General features: G+C 70.3%; 17 protein-coding genes. 8 read left to right on the top strand and 9 right to left on the bottom strand.

All coding sequences use genetic code 11. From position 1 onward, the window contains the following. The first annotated feature begins 14 nt into the window (after positions 1–14). Positions 15–2,162: an excinuclease ABC subunit UvrB gene (gene uvrB, locus JJ691_RS25995; protein WP_442912428.1), complete on the top strand. Its 2,148-nt coding sequence runs from the start codon at positions 15–17 to the stop codon at positions 2,160–2,162. Positions 2,163–2,217: 55 nt separating this feature from the next. Here the strand turns inward: uvrB and JJ691_RS25990 are convergent, their stop codons facing one another. Then, complete coding sequence (locus tag JJ691_RS25990; RefSeq protein ID WP_211762262.1) at positions 2,218–3,048, bottom strand: MmyB family transcriptional regulator; 831 nt, start codon at positions 3,046–3,048, stop codon at positions 2,218–2,220. A 134-nt stretch (positions 3,049–3,182) separates the two neighbouring features. Here JJ691_RS25990 and JJ691_RS25985 point away from each other — a divergent pair, with 134 nt between their 5' ends. Continuing rightward, positions 3,183–3,389, top strand: a complete 207-nt coding sequence (locus JJ691_RS25985) for a tautomerase family protein (protein ID WP_211762261.1) — start codon at positions 3,183–3,185, stop codon at positions 3,387–3,389. Position 3,390: 1 nt separating this feature from the next. On the opposite strand, the gene JJ691_RS25980 is transcribed toward JJ691_RS25985, so the two are convergent. Beyond that, positions 3,391–3,921 (bottom strand): RDD family protein, encoded by a 531-nt coding sequence (locus tag JJ691_RS25980; RefSeq protein ID WP_211762260.1) that lies wholly within the window; start codon positions 3,919–3,921, stop codon positions 3,391–3,393. Positions 3,922–4,218: 297 nt separating this feature from the next. Further along, a complete protein-coding gene (locus JJ691_RS25975; protein WP_211771714.1) occupies positions 4,219–4,962 on the bottom strand; it encodes a pyrimidine reductase family protein in 744 nt (247 codons plus the stop codon). Between the two features lie 39 nt (positions 4,963–5,001). Between JJ691_RS25975 and zapE the strand changes: the two genes are divergently transcribed. Then, positions 5,002–6,024: a cell division protein ZapE gene (gene zapE / locus JJ691_RS25970; protein ID WP_211762259.1), complete on the top strand. Its 1,023-nt coding sequence runs from the start codon at positions 5,002–5,004 to the stop codon at positions 6,022–6,024. Here zapE and JJ691_RS25965 read toward each other — a convergent pair. Continuing rightward, a complete protein-coding gene (locus JJ691_RS25965) occupies positions 6,014–6,544 on the bottom strand; it encodes a PaaI family thioesterase (RefSeq protein ID WP_249227013.1) in 531 nt (176 codons plus the stop codon). The genes zapE and JJ691_RS25965 overlap by 11 nt on opposite strands. A gap of 13 nt (positions 6,545–6,557) precedes the next feature. After that, complete coding sequence (locus JJ691_RS25960; protein WP_211762258.1) at positions 6,558–7,229, bottom strand: TetR/AcrR family transcriptional regulator; 672 nt, start codon at positions 7,227–7,229, stop codon at positions 6,558–6,560. 51 nt (positions 7,230–7,280) lie between these two features. Here JJ691_RS25960 and JJ691_RS25955 point away from each other — a divergent pair, with 51 nt between their 5' ends. From JJ691_RS25955 to JJ691_RS25945, 3 genes are all read left to right on the top strand, one after another. Next, positions 7,281–8,237 carry a quinone oxidoreductase family protein gene (locus JJ691_RS25955; protein ID WP_211762257.1) on the top strand — a complete coding sequence of 319 codons (957 nt, stop codon included), beginning with the start codon at positions 7,281–7,283 and terminating at the stop codon, positions 8,235–8,237. A 57-nt stretch (positions 8,238–8,294) separates the two neighbouring features. Then, positions 8,295–9,929: an ABC-F family ATP-binding cassette domain-containing protein gene (locus JJ691_RS25950; RefSeq protein WP_211762256.1), complete on the top strand. Its 1,635-nt coding sequence runs from the start codon at positions 8,295–8,297 to the stop codon at positions 9,927–9,929. 108 nt (positions 9,930–10,037) lie between these two features. Further along, entirely contained in the window at positions 10,038–10,874 is an 837-nt protein-coding gene (locus tag JJ691_RS25945; RefSeq protein ID WP_211762255.1) for a glutamate ABC transporter substrate-binding protein, read from the top strand. A gap of 74 nt (positions 10,875–10,948) precedes the next feature. Here the strand turns inward: JJ691_RS25945 and JJ691_RS25940 are convergent, their stop codons facing one another. Further along, entirely contained in the window at positions 10,949–12,439 is a 1,491-nt protein-coding gene (locus JJ691_RS25940) for a glycoside hydrolase family 30 protein (RefSeq protein ID WP_249228272.1), read from the bottom strand. Between the two features lie 154 nt (positions 12,440–12,593). Further along, entirely contained in the window at positions 12,594–12,929 is a 336-nt protein-coding gene (locus JJ691_RS25935; protein WP_211762253.1) for a winged helix-turn-helix transcriptional regulator, read from the bottom strand. Positions 12,930–12,992: 63 nt separating this feature from the next. Here JJ691_RS25935 and JJ691_RS25930 point away from each other — a divergent pair, with 63 nt between their 5' ends. Then, a complete protein-coding gene (locus JJ691_RS25930) occupies positions 12,993–13,712 on the top strand; it encodes an SDR family NAD(P)-dependent oxidoreductase (RefSeq protein WP_211762252.1) in 720 nt (239 codons plus the stop codon). On the opposite strand, the gene JJ691_RS25925 is transcribed toward JJ691_RS25930, so the two are convergent. Together JJ691_RS25925 and rocD are read right to left on the bottom strand one after the other, a co-directional pair. Then, positions 13,709–14,533 carry a GNAT family N-acetyltransferase gene (locus JJ691_RS25925; RefSeq protein ID WP_211762251.1) on the bottom strand — a complete coding sequence of 275 codons (825 nt, stop codon included), beginning with the start codon at positions 14,531–14,533 and terminating at the stop codon, positions 13,709–13,711. The genes JJ691_RS25930 and JJ691_RS25925 overlap by 4 nt on opposite strands. Positions 14,534–14,576: 43 nt before the next feature. After that, positions 14,577–15,800, bottom strand: coding sequence for an ornithine--oxo-acid transaminase (gene rocD, locus JJ691_RS25920; RefSeq protein ID WP_211762250.1), 1,224 nt, complete (start codon positions 15,798–15,800; stop codon positions 14,577–14,579). A 279-nt stretch (positions 15,801–16,079) separates the two neighbouring features. Here rocD and JJ691_RS25915 point away from each other — a divergent pair, with 279 nt between their 5' ends. Next, positions 16,080–17,168, top strand: coding sequence for a lactonase family protein (locus JJ691_RS25915; RefSeq protein ID WP_249227012.1), 1,089 nt, complete (start codon positions 16,080–16,082; stop codon positions 17,166–17,168). Positions 17,169–17,187: the final 19 nt, after the last annotated feature.

The raw sequence follows: 17,187 nt of genomic DNA, 5'->3' as shown, positions 1-17,187 counted from the left end.
CTACTCTTGGGGGCGTGGCAGATTCACCTGTGCTCGCGTCCTCGCAGTTCCGGCCGGTCAGCGACATCCCGCGCGCCGACGGGCGGTTCAGGGTGGTCGCCGACTACCAGCCGTCGGGCGACCAGCCGCAGGCCATCGCCGAGCTGGAGCAGCGGCTGAAGAAGGGTGAGCCGGACGTGGTGCTGCTGGGCGCCACCGGCACCGGCAAGTCGGCCACCACGGCCTGGCTGGTGGAGAAGCTGCAGCGGCCGACGCTGGTGATGGCCCCCAACAAGACGCTGGCCGCGCAGCTGGCCAACGAGCTGAAGGGGTTCTTCCCGGACAACGCCGTGGAGTACTTCGTCAGCTACTACGACTACTACCAGCCCGAGGCCTACATCCCGCAGACCGACACCTACATCGAGAAGGACTCCTCGATCAACGAGGACGTGGAGCGGCTGCGCCACTCGGCCACGATGAGCCTGCTGACCCGGCGGGACACCATCGTGGTGGCCTCGGTGTCGTGCATCTACGGCCTGGGCACGCCCCAGTCCTACCTGGACCGCTCGGTGCAGCTGAAGGTCGGCGGCGAGGTGGAGCGCGACCTGTTCCTGCGGGCCCTGGTCGACGTGCAGTACACCCGCAACGACATCGCGTTCGCCCGTGGCACGTTCCGGGTGCGCGGCGACACCGTGGAGATCATCCCGGCCTACGAGGAGCTGGCCGTGCGGGTCGAGTTCTTCGGCGACGAGATCGACCGGCTGTACTACCTGCACCCGCTGACCGGCGACATCGTGCGCGAGGTGGACGAGCTGCGGATCTTCCCGGCGACGCACTACGTGGCCGGGCCGGAGCGGATGGAGAAGGCCATCGCCGGCATCGAGGCCGAGCTGGCCGAGTCGCTGGCCCGGATGGAGAAGCAGGGCAAGCTGCTGGAGGCGCAGCGGCTGCGCATGCGCACCACCTACGACATCGAGATGATGCGCCAGGTCGGCTTCTGCTCCGGCATCGAGAACTACTCCCGGCACATCGACGGCCGCGGCGCCGGCAGCGCGCCGGCCACCCTGATCGACTACTTCCCCGAGGACTTCCTGCTGGTCATCGACGAGTCGCACGTGACCGTGCCGCAGATCGGCGGCATGTACGAGGGCGACGCGTCCCGCAAGCGCAACCTGGTCGAGCACGGCTTCCGGCTGCCCAGCGCGCTGGACAACCGGCCGCTGACCTGGGAGGAGTTCCAGGACCGGATCGGCCAGACGCTGTACCTGTCGGCGACGCCCGGCCCGTACGAGATGGGGCAGGCCGGCGGCGAGTTCGTGGAGCAGGTGATCCGCCCGACCGGCCTGGTCGACCCGCAGGTGGTGATCAAGCCGACCGAGGGCCAGATCGACGACCTGGTGCACGAGATCCGGGTGCGGGCCGAGCGGGACGAGCGCGTGCTGGTCACCACCCTGACCAAGAAGATGGCCGAGGACCTCACCGACTACCTGCTGGAGCTGGGTATCCGGGTCCGGTACCTGCACTCCGAAGTGGACACCCTGCGGCGGGTCGAGCTGCTGCGGCAGCTGCGGCTGGGCGACTACGACGTGCTGGTCGGCATCAACCTGCTGCGGGAGGGCCTGGACCTGCCCGAGGTGTCGCTGGTGGCGATCCTCGACGCCGACAAGGAGGGCTTCCTGCGCTCCGGGACCTCGTTGATCCAGACCATCGGCCGTGCCGCCCGTAACGTGTCGGGCGAGGTGCACATGTACGCCGACAAGATCACCGACTCGATGCAGTACGCCATCGACGAGACCAACCGCCGGCGGGCCAAGCAGATCGCCTACAACACCGAGAAGGGCATCGACCCGCAGCCGCTGCGCAAGAAGATCGCCGACATCCTGGACAAGGTGTACGCCGAGGCCGAGGACAGCGAGGAGGTCAAGGTCGGCGGCTCCGGCCGGAACTCCTCGCGGGGCAAGCGGGCCACCGGCGACGGCAAGGCCGTGTCGCCGGGCGTGCTGGTGGAGCGGGACGTCAAGAACATGCCGCGGGCCGAGCTGGCCGACCTCGTGCAGCAGCTCACCGACCAGATGATGGCGGCGGCGCGGGACCTCCAGTTCGAGCTGGCCGGCCGGATCCGCGACGAGATCGCCGACCTGAAGAAGGAGCTGCGCGGCATGGACGCCGCCGGCCTCAAGTAGCCGACACAACGAGACAAGGCCCCGGAGCGACGGCGGTTCGTCTCCGGGGGCGCGATCAGCTGGGGTCGGCGAACTCCTGGACTCCGATGACCGACAACAGCTTCAGCTGCTCGACCGCCGGGCTGCCGGGCGGGGCGGTGAAGAACTGGAGCCGTTGCCGGCCGTCCTCGCTGAACAGGTTCTGGCAGTGGATGTCGACCACGCCCAGCTCCGGGTGGTTGACCCGCTTGCGCTCGCCTCGCCGCACGGCCACGTCCCCGGTGTCCCACAGCGCGGCGAACTCCTTGCTGGCGCTGCGAAGTCGGGTCACCAGCGCGGTGGCCGATCCGTCGTCGCCTCGTCGTGCCACGGCCGCACGCAGGTCGGCCACCAGGACCTTGGCGTGGTGCGGGTGGTCGGCCTCGGGGTAGATCGACCGGCAGCCGGGATCCGTGAACCACCGCGCCACGAAGCTGTCCGGATCGGCCGGGCCGAGCAGGGCGGTGGCGAGCCGGTTCTGCACCAGCGTCTCGTGCAGGTCGGTGATGATCCGGGCGGGCGTCTCGTCGAGCCGGTCGAGCAGCGCCAGCATGGCCGGGGCGATGTGCGCGGAGGGGCCGCCGCCAGCGGGGGCCGGCCGTCCGGCGAGGCGGAACAGGTGCTCGCGCTCGTCGAAGTCGAGGCGCAGCGCCCGGGCCAGCGCGGCCAGCATCTGCGTCGACGGCTGCGCCCCACGACCGCGTTCCAGCTCGGTGTAGTAGTCGACGGAGGCGCCCGCCAGCTGTGCGACCTCGTCCCGCCGCAGCCCCGGCACCCGCCGCCGCGGGCCGGTCGGCAGCCCCACCTCGGCCGGCGTTATCCGCGCACGCCGCGATTGCAGGAACAGCCCCAGCTCGACAAGGTCCACGGCCCCAGTCTCATCCGACACCCGTCCGCTAGCCAGGGGACGGCGTCCCCCGGATCAACAGCGCCTGGTTACGGTCGGTCGGATCGCGCAGAGTCGACGGTGTCCACAACGGAACACAACCCTTGGAGTCGATCATGCCGTTCGCCAACCTGAAGGTCCCCGCCGGCCTGCTTTCCGCGCAGCAGAAGGAAGAACTCGTCACCAAGGTCACCGACCTGTACGCCGGGCTGTTCGGCGACGCCGCCCGGGACAACACCATGGTCCTCGTCGACGAGGTCGTCGACGGCGGCTGGGGCATCCGCGGCGAGGTGCTCACCCTGGCCAAGCTCCAGCAGCGCTGACTCAGTCGCCGACGACGCGGGTGCCGGTGAGCCAGTCGTGCAGGGCCCGGCGCTGCGGGTGCACGAGGGCCAGGCCGATGCTGACCGGCACGATGACGTAGACGCAGAACAGGCAGAAGCACGCGGTCTGCTCGGTGCCGAGGTGCATCCAGAGGCGGCTGAGCCCGAGATGGGCGAGGAACCAGGGGCTGAGCTTGATGGCCGTGCGCAGGGCCAGCTGCCAGGCGTTGGCCCGGGTGCCGTCGGCGCGGACGACCCGGAGTCCGACGCGGCGCTTGCCGAGGCTGCCCTGGCGGCGGCTGGTCTCGGTGAGCACCAGGTAGATGCCGACCGGCACCAGGCCGAGGGCCAGCGTGACCAGGTCCGCGGACAGCTCGCTGGAGGCTGTCCAGTGCGGTTCGAGGCCTAACTCGCGCAGCCCGATCGCCACTCCGCCGAGCAACAGGAACCAGGTGAGCGCGATCAGGCAGTCCACCAGGCAGGCCTCGGTGCGGGCCATGGACCCGGCCCGTGGCTGGACGTGACGCCGCACTGCTCACCTCCGACCGAACTGCTTCAGCCGACAACAAGATCATTAGATCATGCGGTCGGGTGGAGCGGACCTCGCCGGCGAACCTGATGTTATCGGCACGAACAACCGCCGGGGTCAGCCCGCGAACGGAGGAACCTCGGCCGCCGGATGGCGGCGGTCGGCGGCCGGTTCCCACCCGCGCGGTGAGTGCGGCGACCGAGCCGACCCGACCGGTGGGTGGGAACCCGGATTCGACCCGAATGTTGGGTGGGGAAGCCGAGTTTTCGCGGGTGGGCGGGTCGAACCTCCCGACCTTCCTCACCCCGCTCGGCGGGAGCGGTAGCGGAGCATGAGGAAGCCGTCGTCGGTGAGGACGGAGGCGAGGTCGAGTTCGAGGGGGGCCGCCGGGGGAGGGCCGACAGCGATGCGGCTGGCGTCGCCGCCGGCGAGGCGGGGGGAAACGGTGAGGCAGAGCTGGTCGACGAGGCCGGCCTCGATGAGCGAGCCGAACAGGTGCGGGCCGCCTTCGCAGCTGACGCGGTGCAGGCGGCGGCGGGAGAGCTCGGCCAGGGCGACGGAGAGATTCACGTCGGAGTCGCCGGTGATGACGACCTCGGCCCCGGCGGCGGAGAGGGCCTCCAGACGGGAGGCGGGGGCGGCGGAGCAGGTGAAGACGATGGTGGGGGCCAAGGGGGAGGCGATGAGGTCCGAGGCCGGGTCGAGGGTGGCCTGGCGGGAGACGACGGCGATGGGCGGCACGGGAGCCAGGCCGAGGCGTGCGCGGACGGCGGCCCGGACCTCGCCGGACTGGACGCCGGCGTAGCCCTCGATGGCGGCGGTGCCGGCCCCGACCAGGATGACGTCGGCGAGCGTCCGGCCGAGCATGAAGACCTTCTTGTCGGCCGGCCCGGACAGGCCCTGGGACTTGCCGCCGAGGGTGACCGCGCCGTCGGGGCTGGAGACGAAGTTCACCTGCACCCAGGGCCGGGACAGCTCGGACGGGTAGTCGTAGAGCCGTTCGAGCTCGATGTCGTCGATGTCACGGGCCTCAGGCAGGAGCATGCGCACGGGAGCATCCCAGCACGACACTACGATTCGGGCATGACCACCCCGCGCCTGATCGACCGGCATCCCACGATCAGCGGGGACGAGATCGTGGCGGCGATGGTGCCGCCGCCCCGCTTCGGGGACGTCGGCTTCGACACGTACATCCCGAACCCGGACGAGCCGAGTCAGGCGGCGGCGGTGCAGGCGGGCAAGGCCTTCGCCGACAAGATCGCCAAGGCCAGCCAGTCCAGGTCCTGGGTGAAGTCGCTGTTCGCGGCCAAGGAGCAGGGCAAGCGCGGCCTGTATCTGGACGGCGGCTTCGGCGTGGGCAAGACGCACCTGCTGGCCTCGCTGTGGCACGCGGTGCCGGGCCCCAAGGCCTACGGCACCTTCGTGGAGCTGACGCACCTGGTGGGCGCTCTTGGCTTCATGGAGGCGGTCAAGCGACTGTCGGAGCACCGTCTGCTGGCGATCGACGAGTTCGAGCTGGACGACCCGGGCGACACGACGCTGGTCACGCGCCTGCTCCAGGAGCTGACGGCGGCCGGCACGTACGTGGCGGCGACCTCGAACACGCTGCCGGAGAAGCTGGGGGAGGGGCGGTTCGCGGCGGACGACTTCCTGCGCGAGATCCGCAGCCTGTCCCAGCAGTTCGAGGTCATCAGGGTCGACGGCCCCGACTACCGGCACCGCGGCCTGCCCGACGCCCCGGACCCGATGACCGACGAGCAGCTGGAGAAGAGCGCCGAGGCGACGCCGGGGTCCACTGTGGACGACTTCGACGCCCTGTGCGCGCACCTGGCCAAGCTGCACCCGTCCCGCTACGGACGCCTGGTCTCGGACGTGACGGCGGTGCACCTGCGGAACGTGCACGCGGCCCCGGACCAGGACGTGGCGCTGCGGCTGGTGGCCTTCGCCGACCGCCTGTACGACCGCGCGGTGCCGGTCGCGGTGTCGGGGCAGCCGCTGGACGAGCTGTTCACCGAGGAGATGCTGCGCGGCGGCTACCGCAAGAAGTACCTGCGGGCCATCTCGCGGCTGATCGCCCTGTCCCGCGAGGCCGGGGTCAGGGGTTGACTTCGAAGTCGCGGCCTTCGAGGCCGCGGCCGTGCTTGGTGAAGTGCTCCAGCCCGACCTCGATGAACAGGCCCTGGGCGTTCACCGCGACCTGGCCGTCGTCGGCGTTGAGCCGGCCGACGGCGCTGGTGTAGATCCGGCGGCCGATCACGCCGTCGACCTGGGCCCGGATGTGCAGCACCGAGCCGACCGGCACGGGGCGCCGGAAGTCGGTCTCCAGCCGCCCGGTCACGGCCGGGATGTGGGTGAGCATGCCGAGCATGCCCAGCACCTCGTCGAACGCGCAGGCCAGCAGCCCGCCGTGGGCCAGGCCGGGCGCGCCCTGGTGGTGCTCGGTGACGTGGAACCGGCCGTCCACGGTGAGCCCGTCGCCGGCCCGGGCCCGCAGGTGCAGGCCGCTGTCGATGTCACCGCAGCCGAAGCACTTCGAGTAGTGCACGGGCAGTTCCACGCCGGGCGCGGGCGCGTCGGGGTGCCGAGGCGGCAGCGATGTGCCGTCGGGAAGCTCCACCTTGTTCACGAGACAACTTCCATCATGGGCTCAGTATCAGACGCTGCTCCATGCCGGCGATCACCAGGTCCAGTCCGAACTCGAACTGGACGTCGCCGCCGATGGTGTGGCGCAGCGCCGGGGTGTGCGCGACCAGCTGGGGGAAGCGGTCGGCCGGCAGCCCGGACATGATTTCCCGGACCTTCTCGCGCCGCTCCGGGTCGGAGTTCTCCTCCAGCAGCCGGACCTCCAGCGTGGTCACGCCGACCACGAAGCCCAGCAGCGTGGTGTACGCCCGCGCCGCGTTCTCCTCGTTGAAGCCGGCCTCGACCAGGGCTCGCAGCAGCGACTCCGCCGATTCGGCCGACTCGTGCCCGGCCAGCGGACGCTGCTGGAGCAGCGAGGTCAGGCACGGGTGCTCCAGGATCTGGCCGCGCAGCCGCCGGCAGATGGTGCGCACCTGGTGCTGCCAGCCGCCGTACGCGGTGGTCAGGGCGGCGTTGCCGAGCGCGTGGTCGCGCACGGCATCCAGCAACTCGTCCTTGCCCCGGAAGTAGGTGTACAGCGTCATCGGCGCGACCCCGAGCTCCTTGGCCAGGGCGCGGACGCTGAACGCCTCGACGCCGACCTGGTCGAGCAGCCTCAGCGCGGCAGTGACGATGAGCTCCGCGCTCACTGTGTTGCGGGGCACCCTCGTCCGGGCTGTCGTCGTCATTCCGTACACTGTACCGTACGGCGTACGGAACGGCGACGAAGGAGTCTGACGGTGCGTGCGGTGCAGGTGAGCGAGTTCGGTGGGCCCGAGGTGCTCAAGGTGGTGGAGCTGCCGACACCGGTGCCGGCGGACGGCCAGCTGCTGGTGAAGGTCGACCGGGCCGGCATCAACTACGCCGACACCCACCAGGCCGAGAACTCCTATCTGGCCGACCAGAAGCTGCCGTTCGTGCCGGGCGGCGAGATCGTCGGCCGCACCGAGGACGGCCGCCGCGTGGTCGCCCTGAGCAGCGGTGGCGGCTACGCCGAGTACGCCCTGGCCTACCCGCACCTGGCCTTCGACGTGCCCGACGGCGTCTCCGACGCGGCCGCGCTGGCCCTGATCGTGCAGGGCGCCACCGCCTGGCACCTGCTGCGCACCTCCACCCACATGCAGGCCGGCGAGTCGGTTGTGGTGATCTCCGCGGCCGGCGGCGTGGGCACGCTGGCCGTGCAGCTGGCCAAGCTGTGGGGCGCCGGCCGGGTCATCGGGACCGCCTCGACGGAGGGCAAGCGGGGCCTGGCCGTCGACCTCGGCGCGGACGTGGCGATCGACGCCGACCCCGAGGACACGCTGGCCGAGCGGCTGATCGAGGCCAACAACGGCAAGCGCGTCGACATCGTGCTGGAGATGACCGGCGGCGGCGTGTTCGACGCCTCGCTGAGCGCCCTGGACAGCTTCGGCCGGATCGTCGCCTACGGCGCGGCCTCGCGGTCCATGGGCTCGCCGGTGGTGCTGAACAAGCTGATGGCGCACTCCAAGTCGGTGGTCGGCTTCTGGCTGCAGGACTGCTTCCGCCGACCGGCCATGATGAAGGACGCCATGAACGAGCTGTTCGGGCTGGTGGCCACCAACAAGCTCAAGCCGCTGCTGGGCGGCGACTACGCGCTGTCCGACGCCGCCCAGGCGCACATCGACATCCGCAGCCGCAAGACCGTCGGCAAGCTGGTGCTGGACCCCAGCAAGTAACGATTCGCCCAAGTAACGATTAGCTCCGGGCGGGCCCGCCAGGTCACTATGACCCCCATGGGGTTTCTTGAGGCCGGCGGGCTCGCCTATCAGCTCTCCGACGGCCGGCAGCTGTTCAACGACGTCACGTTCCGCGTCTCGCAGGGTCAGGTCGCCGCGATCGTCGGCGAGAACGGCGCCGGCAAGACGACGTTGCTGCGCATCCTGTCCGGCGAGCTGACGCCGGCCGCGGGCGGTGTGGTGGTGCAGGGCGGGCTCGGCGTGATGCCGCAGTTCATCGGCTCGGTGCGGGACGAGTCCACGGTCCGCGACCTGCTGCTGGCGGTGGCCGCGCCGCCGCTGCGGGCCGCCGCCAAGGAGCTCGACGAGGTCGAGCTGGCGCTGATGGAAACCGACGACGAGCCGACGCAGATGCGCTACGCCGACGCGCTGGCGACGTGGGGCGAGCTCGGCGGCTACGACCTCGAAGTGCTCTGGGACGTCGTCACGGTGGCCGCGCTGGGCATTCCGTACGACCGGGCCCGGTTCCGGGGCGTGCGCACGATGTCCGGCGGCGAGCAGAAGCGGCTCGTGCTGGAGGCCCTGCTGCGCGGCAACGACCAGGTGCTGATGCTCGACGAGCCGGACAACTACCTCGACGTGCCGGGCAAGCGCTGGCTGGAGGAACGTCTCCGCGAGTCGAACAAGGCCGTGCTGCTGGTCAGCCACGACCGCGAGCTGCTGGCCAACGCCGCCACCCACATCGTCGCGCTGGAGGCCCGCACGACCTGGGTGCACGGCGGCGGGTTCGGCACCTGGCACGAGGCCCGCGCGGCCCGCTGGGCCCGGGTCGCCGAGCTGCACAAGCGGTGGGACGAGGAGCACGAGCGGCTCATCGAGCTGGTCAAGGAACTCCAGCGGCAGGCGGCGAGCAGCCCGGACATGGCGTCGCGGTACCGCGCGATGCAGACCCGGCTGCGCAAGTACGAGGAGAGCCCGCGGCCGCCGGAGCTGCCGCAGGAGCACGAGGTCAAGCCGCGGCTGCGCGGCGCGCGGACCGGCGTCCGGGCGATCACCTGCGAGCGGCTGGAGCTGTCCGGCCTGATGAAGCCGTTCGACGCCGAGGTGTTCTTCGGCGACCGGGTGGCGGTGCTGGGCTCCAACGGTTCCGGCAAGAGCCACTTCCTGCGGCTGCTGGGCGGCGGCTCGAAAGGAAGTCAGGAGGTCGCGCACACCGGCTCGTACCGGCTGGGCGCGCGGGTGGTGCCGGGGCTGTTCGCGCAGACCCACGAGCATCCCGAGTGGATCGGCCGCACGCTGGTGGATGTGTTGTGGCACGGGGAAGACGGCCGCAAGGGGCTGGACCGCGGGGCGGCGATGTCGGTGCTGAGCCGGTACGGCCTGGCCGCCAGCGGCGACCAGCGGTTCGAGACGCTGTCCGGCGGGCAGCAGGCGCGGTTCCAGATCCTGCTGTTGGAACTGTCCGGCGCCACGCTGCTGTTGCTGGACGAGCCGACCGACAACCTCGACCTCACCTCGGCCGAGGCGTTGCAGGACGCGTTGGAGGAGTTCACCGGCACCGTCGTGGCCGTGACCCACGACCGGTGGTTCTCCCGGTCGTTCGACCGTTTCCTGCTGTTCGGCGCGGATGGAAAAGTTCACGAGGTGAACGAACCCGTGTGGGACGAGGGCCGGGTGGTCCGGGCGAGGTGACTTTCGGTCACGAGTCTGAAGCCGGCACGCGGTTTGGTCTGGACGGCCTACCGGGTCACCCCCTAAGTTCGCCTGCGTCCTGACGACCTGACAACTGTGTGGTGGATGATGGCGACCAACGCGTGGTTACGTCGACTGCCAGCGCTGCTCGCGGTCGCGCTGGTCGCCGCCGCCTGCGGCAGCGCTTCCGGCAGTAGCGACACCGTGATCGGCAAGGCATCCGGCGGGCACCTGACCATCGCCATCGCCGAGGACCAGCCGGGTAGCAGCCTCAAGGGCCTCAACGGGGACTACACCGGCTTCGACATCGACGTGGCCCAGTTCGTGGCCAAGGAGCTCGGCGTCGACCCCAGCGGCATCACCTGGCGCAGCACGGTCTCCGCGGACCGGGAGACCGTGCTGGAGAACGGTTCGGCCGACATGGTGGTGGAGACCTACTCCATCACCGACAAGCGCAAGCAGGTGATCTCCTTCGCCGGCCCGTACTTCGTGGCCGGGCAGGACCTGCTGACCCGGCTGTCCGACACCAGCATCACCGGTCCCGAGTCGCTCAACGGCAAGCGCCTGTGCTCGGTCGCCGGCACCACCTCCGCGCAGGAGGTGAAGGACAAGTTCGCCGCCCAGACCCGGCTCGTGGAGTACGCGCACTTCTCCGAGTGCATCACCGCGCTGCTGGCCAACATCGTCGACGCCGTCACCACCGACGACCTCATCCTGGCCGGCTACGCCGCGCAGAACCCGGAGCTGCTGCGGGTCGTCGGCAAGCCGTTCACCCAGGAGCGCTACGGCATCGGGGTCCGCAAGGGCGACAACGCCTCCGTGGCCAAGATCGACGACGCCATCACCAAGATGATCAGCACCGGCGCCTGGCAGTCCTCGCTGCAGCACAACTTCGGCGGCACCGGCTACAAGATCCCCTCCCCGCCCCAGGTCACCGAGCGCTGACTTCGCCGCCGGCACCGCTTGGAAAGGACCATTCCTCACGTTGAACGTCAGGAATGGTCCTTTCACAACATCGATTAGTTGACGTGTGGCCATTGGTAGGTTACGGCGCCGCCCGCCGGCAGGGTGACGTCGAACGAGTGGGTGCCGTAGGCGACGGTGAAGCTCTGGGTCGTGGTGCCGGTGTTGAGGGCGACCAGAACCGTGGAGTGGTCCGGGTTGGTGAACGCGACCGTCTCCAGCGGCGCGCCCTTGGTGGACGTGGCGTCGACGGTGCTCCCGATGTGCACCGCGCCAGCCGGTACGAACTTCGAGAAGTGCTCGATGTCCCGGTACTGGTCGTTGTAGGTGACCTCCTTGGTCACCGAGTTGACCGTGATGGTGCCGTTGCAGGTGCCGCAGCCGCCCAGGTGCGGGCCGTGGTTCTCGTCCAGCGCGATGTTCCAGTCGATGGAGCTGCGGCCCCAGTTCCGCATCACGCCGATGATCGTGTCGGAGTCGCCGCCCTCGCACTCGGTCATGAAGATGTCCTTGCCCGGGAAGGCGGCCTTCAGCCCGGTCTGCGCGGTCGGATCCCCGTAGTAGCAGTGATAGGCGGTGCCGGCGACCCAGCGGTAGGCGTCGGTGCCGAGCAGGTCGTACGGGTAGTTCGGCTCCGGGTCCTCGCCGGCGCGCTGGTGCGAGGAGACGTCACCGGGGTGCTCCGACCAGTTGTGGTCGAAGGCAAGGATCTTGGTGCGCAGCCCGGCGTCGCGGATGGCCGGCCCGAGCGCCTCGATCACCTTGGCCTCCTGGGCCCAGGGCAGGTCGGTGCCGGGATAGTTCTTGCGCTCCAACGCCTGCGGCTCGTTCTGCACGGTGAGGTAGTCCACCGGCACGCCGGCCCGCTGGTAGGCCTGGATGAACTTCACCAGGTACAGCGCGTAGGCCCGGTAGATCCGCGGGTCGTCGATGAGCTTGCCGTCGATCATCGAGCCGGAGGTCTTCATCCAGCCCGGCATGCTCCACGGGCTGGCCACCACCTGGATGCGCGGGTTGAGCTTGAGGGCCTGGCGCAGCAGCGGCAGGATCTGCGCTTCGTCGTGCTGGATGGAGAAGTGCTTCATCTGGTAGTCGGTCTGGCCGGCCGGCAGGTCGTCGTAGCTGTAGTCCTGGCCGACGGCGAAGTCCGAGGCGCCGATGGGCTGGCGCAGGAAGTCGATGCCGGCACCGGTCTTCGGGTCGAACAGGTTCCTCATGACGGCGTCACGGTTGTCCGGCGTCAGTCCGTAGAGCACGTGCGCCGAGGAGTCGGTGATCGCCGCGCCGAAGCCGGACACGGACTGGTATCTGACGTTCGGGTCCACGTGCACGGTGACCGGACTCTTGGTCACGGTGTCGTTGAGCGGCAGTTGCACGTCGGTCGGCGTGGTCACGCCCGGCGTGGTCAGCCATTCGTGCACGGTGGTCGGGTTCGGGGCCGGGACGGGAGCGGGCGGAACCGCCGGGGCCGCGGTGGCCGTGCTTGTCGCCGGCAGCACGGCCGCGGCGGCCGCGACGGCGATGGTCAACAGCAATCGGGTGCGCATCACGCGAAAGTCCTTTGTTCACGCTGATGAACCGCGGCGGCGGCTTTTCGGTTGTCACCGGTTCCGGAGACAATCACCCGACTTTGTCCGACACAAGGTTTAACTCGAAGTCAACCGTGGTGGAGCAGTGTCCCTCACCCCGGGTGACCGGGTCTCAGGTGCGTGGCGAGGCGGCATCGGCCGGCGGGTCCACGGCGTTGGCGCCCAGCCACACGACCAGGTCTCGCAGCTTCGGCGAGAGGTCCTGGCCCAGCGGCGTGAGGCTGTAGGTCACCTGCGGCGGCACGGTCGTGGTCGCGGCGCGGTGCACGAAACCCCGGACGGCCAGCGTGCGCAGCGTCTGGGCGAGCATCTTCTCGCTGACGCCGGTCAGGCGGTCCCGCAGCTGGGCGAACCGGTGCGGCCGCTCACCCAGCGCGAGCAGGATCGGCGCGCCCCACCGGCTGGTGACCGTGTCGAACACCGGCTGTCCCGGGCAGTGCGGGGTCATGCCCCGAGCTTACCCAAAGGTACGTACTTCCCCGCGGATAGCGCGTTTCCTACGGTGACCGGTATGACCTCGCTTCACGATCGAACCGCCCTGATCACCGGGGGCAGCAAGGGAATCGGCCGCGGCATCGCGGCGGCCATGGCCGCCGCCGGCGCGCGAGTGGTCGTCAACTACGGCCATGACCGGCGCGCGGCCGAGGAAACCGTTGCCGCCATTGGGGACCGGGCCGTCGCGGTGCAGGGCGACGTCGGCGACGCCGCCGACGTGCGCCGGATGTTCGACACGGCGGGACCGGTGGACATCCTGGTCAACAACGCCGCCGTGTTCAGCTTCCAGCCCATCGGGGACGTCACCGAGAAGGAGTTCCGCCGCCAGTACGACACCAACGTGCTGGGGCCGTTCCTGACCATCCAGGAGTACCTGCGGCAGGCGCCCGAGCGGGGCGGCAGCATCATCAACGTGACCACGGCCGGCGTCGACACCAACAACCCAGGCAGCGCGCTCTACACGTCCACCAAGGCGGCGTTGACGTCGCTGACCCGCATCGCCGCCCAGGAGTTCGGACCGAAGGGCATCCGCGTCAACGCCATCGCGCCGGGGGCGACGGAGACCGAGGGCGCGGCGGCGCTGGGCGTGCTGGACTCCGGGGCGATGGCGGCGCGCAGCGTGTTCGGCCGCGCCGGCACGCCGGCGGACATCGGGCCGGTGGCGGTGTTCCTGGCCTCCGAGGACGCGCGCTGGATCACCGGCGAGGTGGTGCACGCCTCGGGCGGTTTCCGCTAACCCAGCGCCTGCATGAGTGGCGTGAACAGCCGGGACCGGTCACCGGGCAAGTCGTTGCCGTGCACCATGGTCGTCACCTCGAACGCCCGGGCCAGGCCCTGCGTGACGGCCCAGGCGGCCAGGAAGGGGCGGTCGGTGTCCAGCCGCACCGGACCGTCCACAGTGGAGGCGACGTCGGTGACCAGGGTCTTTGCGTCGGCCAGGTCGGCGGCGATCACCGGGCCGACCACCACGGCTTCGCCGTCACGCCACGAGCCGGCGTAGCCGGTGATCACGCCGTCGGCCTCAAGAACCCGGACCTGGCCGGCGAAGCGGAGGTATCCGGTCAGCAGACGCCGGCGGTCGGCCCCGGTGACCTCGGCGTCGAGGCGCTGCACGGCGGGCAGGTCGGCCGGGGTGAACGGGCGGGTGCGGCCGGTGCGGGCGCCGGTGCCGAGGAAGCGGCCGCGATGGGTGGAGACAGTTCCGGTCACGCGGAAGCCCAGCGACTCGTACAGCGGCCGGCCGGCTTCGGTGGCGTACAAGGCGATCGTGCCGGCCCCGGCGCGGTCCATGGCGTAGCGCATCAGAGTGCGGCCGAGACCGCGACCGTTCCACCGCTGGGCCACCAGCATCATGCCGACCCAGGCCAAACGGGGGCCGAACCGGCTCAGCACCACCGAGCCGGCCAGGTCCTTCTCGTCCCGCAGCCCGTACGCCTCGCCGGTGGTGAGCAGGAACGACCACTTGCGCCGCTCCCTCGGCCACTGCCGGTCGGCGGCGAGATCGAGGCACGCGGCCAGGTCCTCGATGCCCAGCCGCGCCACTGATGCCGTGTCCATGCCGTCAACGTCTCATGACGTGGGTCACAAGCGGTACGGCATTTTACCTACCTATAACGTTGGAAATCGCCGCCACGCCCCGGTCGATCTCCTCCTGGGTGATGACCAACGGCGGCGCGACCCGCAGCGTGGTGTCGTGGGTTTCCTTGCACAGCACGCCCTGCTTGGCCAGCGCCTCGGAGGCGACCCGGCCGGCCGGACCGCCGGGGGCGATCTCCACGCCGGCCCACAGGCCGCGACCGCGGACCTCGGCCACGCCGTGGCCGACCAGTTCGTTCAGCCGCCCGTGCAGGTACGCGCCGAGCTCGCGGGAGCGCTGCTGGAACTCGCCGGTGGCCAGCAGCCGGACCACGGCCCGGCCTACCGCGCAGGCCAGCGGGTTGCCGCCGAAGGTCGAGCCGTGCTCACCCGGGCGCAGCACGCCCAACACGTCGGCCCGGCCGACCACGGCCGACACCGGCATGATGCCGCCGCCCAGCGCCTTGCCCAGCGTGTACAGGTCGGCCCGCACGCCCTCGTGGTCCAGGGCCAGCAGCTCGCCGGTGCGGGCCAGGCCGGACTGGATCTCGTCGGCGATCATCAGCACGTTGCGCTCGTCGCACAGCCGCCGGATGCCGGCCAGGTAGCCGGCCGGCGGCACGACCACGCCGGCCTCGCCCTGGATCGGCTCGATCAGCACGGCCGCGGTGTGGTCGGTGATCGCGTCGGCCATCGCGTCCAGGTCGCCGTACTTGACCACGGTGAAGCCCGGCGTGAACGGCCCGAAGTCGGCCCGCGCGGTGTCGTCGGTGGAGAACGACACGATCGTGGTGGTGCGGCCGTGGAAGTTGGACCCGGCGACCACGATCTGCGCGGTGCCGGCGGGCAGGCCCTTGACCTGGTAGGCCCACTTGCGGGCGACCTTGATGGCCGACTCGACGGCCTCCGCGCCGGAGTTCATCGGCAGCACCAGGTCGGTGCCGGTGAGCTCGGCCAGCTCGCGGCAGAACAGGCCGAACTGGTCGTGGTGGAAGGCCCGGCTGGTCAGCGTGACCCGGCCGAGCTGCTCGACGGCCGCGGCGACCAGCGCGGGGTGGCGGTGTCCGAAGTTCAGGGCCGAGTAGCCGGACAGGAAGTCCAGGTACCGGTTGCCGTCGACATCGGTCACCCAGGCGCCGTTGCCTTCGGCGATGACGACCGGCAGCGGGTGGTAGTTGTGCGTGCTCCACCGCTCGTCGAGGTCGACGTAACCGGCGGCCGTGGTGGGGGTGTCGATGGTGGCGGTCATGGTGCAAGGCTAGATGGCCTGTCACGGTGATTTCATCCGGTCTACGTTGCGTATTGCACCTGTTTGTTGCGCTGTTCGAGATTCTGACAGCGATTCGTTGCATGCAGGCTGTGTTGCGCAATATGCAACCTTGGTTGCGCGTCTTGTCTCGGGCCGATGGTCTAGGCCACAGTGGCCGCACGCCGCCGTTGTTTCCTCGAAAGGGGCGTCGTTGTGCCTGGAATGGATCGTCGGGGCTTCCTGGCTGCGCTGGGAGTCGGGGTCGGAGGAGCGGTTCTCATGAGCAGTGGCGTGGCCGAGGCCGGGCCGGACGTCGAGCTCCGGGCCGCGACACGGCCGCTGTTCATCGGCACGTACACCGACGGCAGCGGGGCCGGCAAGGGCATCGGCATCGGCACCTGGGACCCGGCCGCCGGGCAGGTCGCCGCCACGTCCGTGGTCACCGTGTCCAACCCGTCGTTCCTCGCGCTCGCGCCCTCGCGGCGCTACCTCTACGCCGTGGACGAGCAGTCCGGCGGTCGCGTCACCGCGCTGTCGGTGTCCGGCGGGGCGCTGAAGGTGCTCAACAGCCAGTCAGCCAAGGGCGACGGGCCGACCCACCTGTGCGTCACCCCCGACGGCAAGCACGTGCTGGCCGCCAACTACGACTCCGGCAGCGTTGTCGTGCTGCCCGTGAAGGCCGACGGCAGCCTCGGCGCCGCCACCGACCTCGCCCAGCACACCGGCTCCGGGCCCGACCCCGACCGGCAGGAGGGGCCGCACGCGCACCAGGTGCTGCCCGACAACACCGGCGCCTACGTGCACTCGGTGGACCTCGGCACCGACTCCGTCTACGCCTACACGGTGTCCTCCGCCGGCAAGCTCAAGCTCGTGCACCAGGTCAAGGTTCCGGCCGGGCAAGGGCCGCGGCACCTCGCGTTCCACCCCAACGGGCGGTTCGCCTACATCGCCAACGAGCTCGGCAACTCCGTCATCGTCGCCCCGTACGACGCCGCCTCGGGTCTGCTCAAGCCCGGCCAGCCCCAGACCACCCTCACCGCCGCACCCCCGTCCGGCGTCCGCAACTACCCCGGCGAGATCGTCGTCTCCGCCGACGGCCGCTTCGTGTACGTCTCCAACCGTGGGGCCGACAACGCCGCCGTGTTCGCGGTGTCCGACGATGGGGCGACGTTGAAGCTGTTGGCCAACACCCCCGTCGGCAAGAACCCCCGGCACATCGGCCTCGACCCCACCGGCTCGTTCCTGTTCTCGTCCAACCAGGACTCCGGCACCGTCACCAGCTACCGCGTCGACAAGGCCACCGGCCTGCTCACCGCCGTCGGCACCCCCTTGAACACCCCCAAGCCGGTGATGACCCTCCCCCTCTGACCGAGTTCGGGTGTCTCCA

Origin of the sequence: Kutzneria sp. CA-103260 (assembly GCF_018263855.1) — a bacterium.
Classification (GTDB): Bacteria; Actinomycetota; Actinomycetes; order Mycobacteriales; family Pseudonocardiaceae; genus Kutzneria.
Note: the sequence above shows the minus strand (reverse complement) of the source record. Positions and strands in the feature narration are given on the sequence as shown.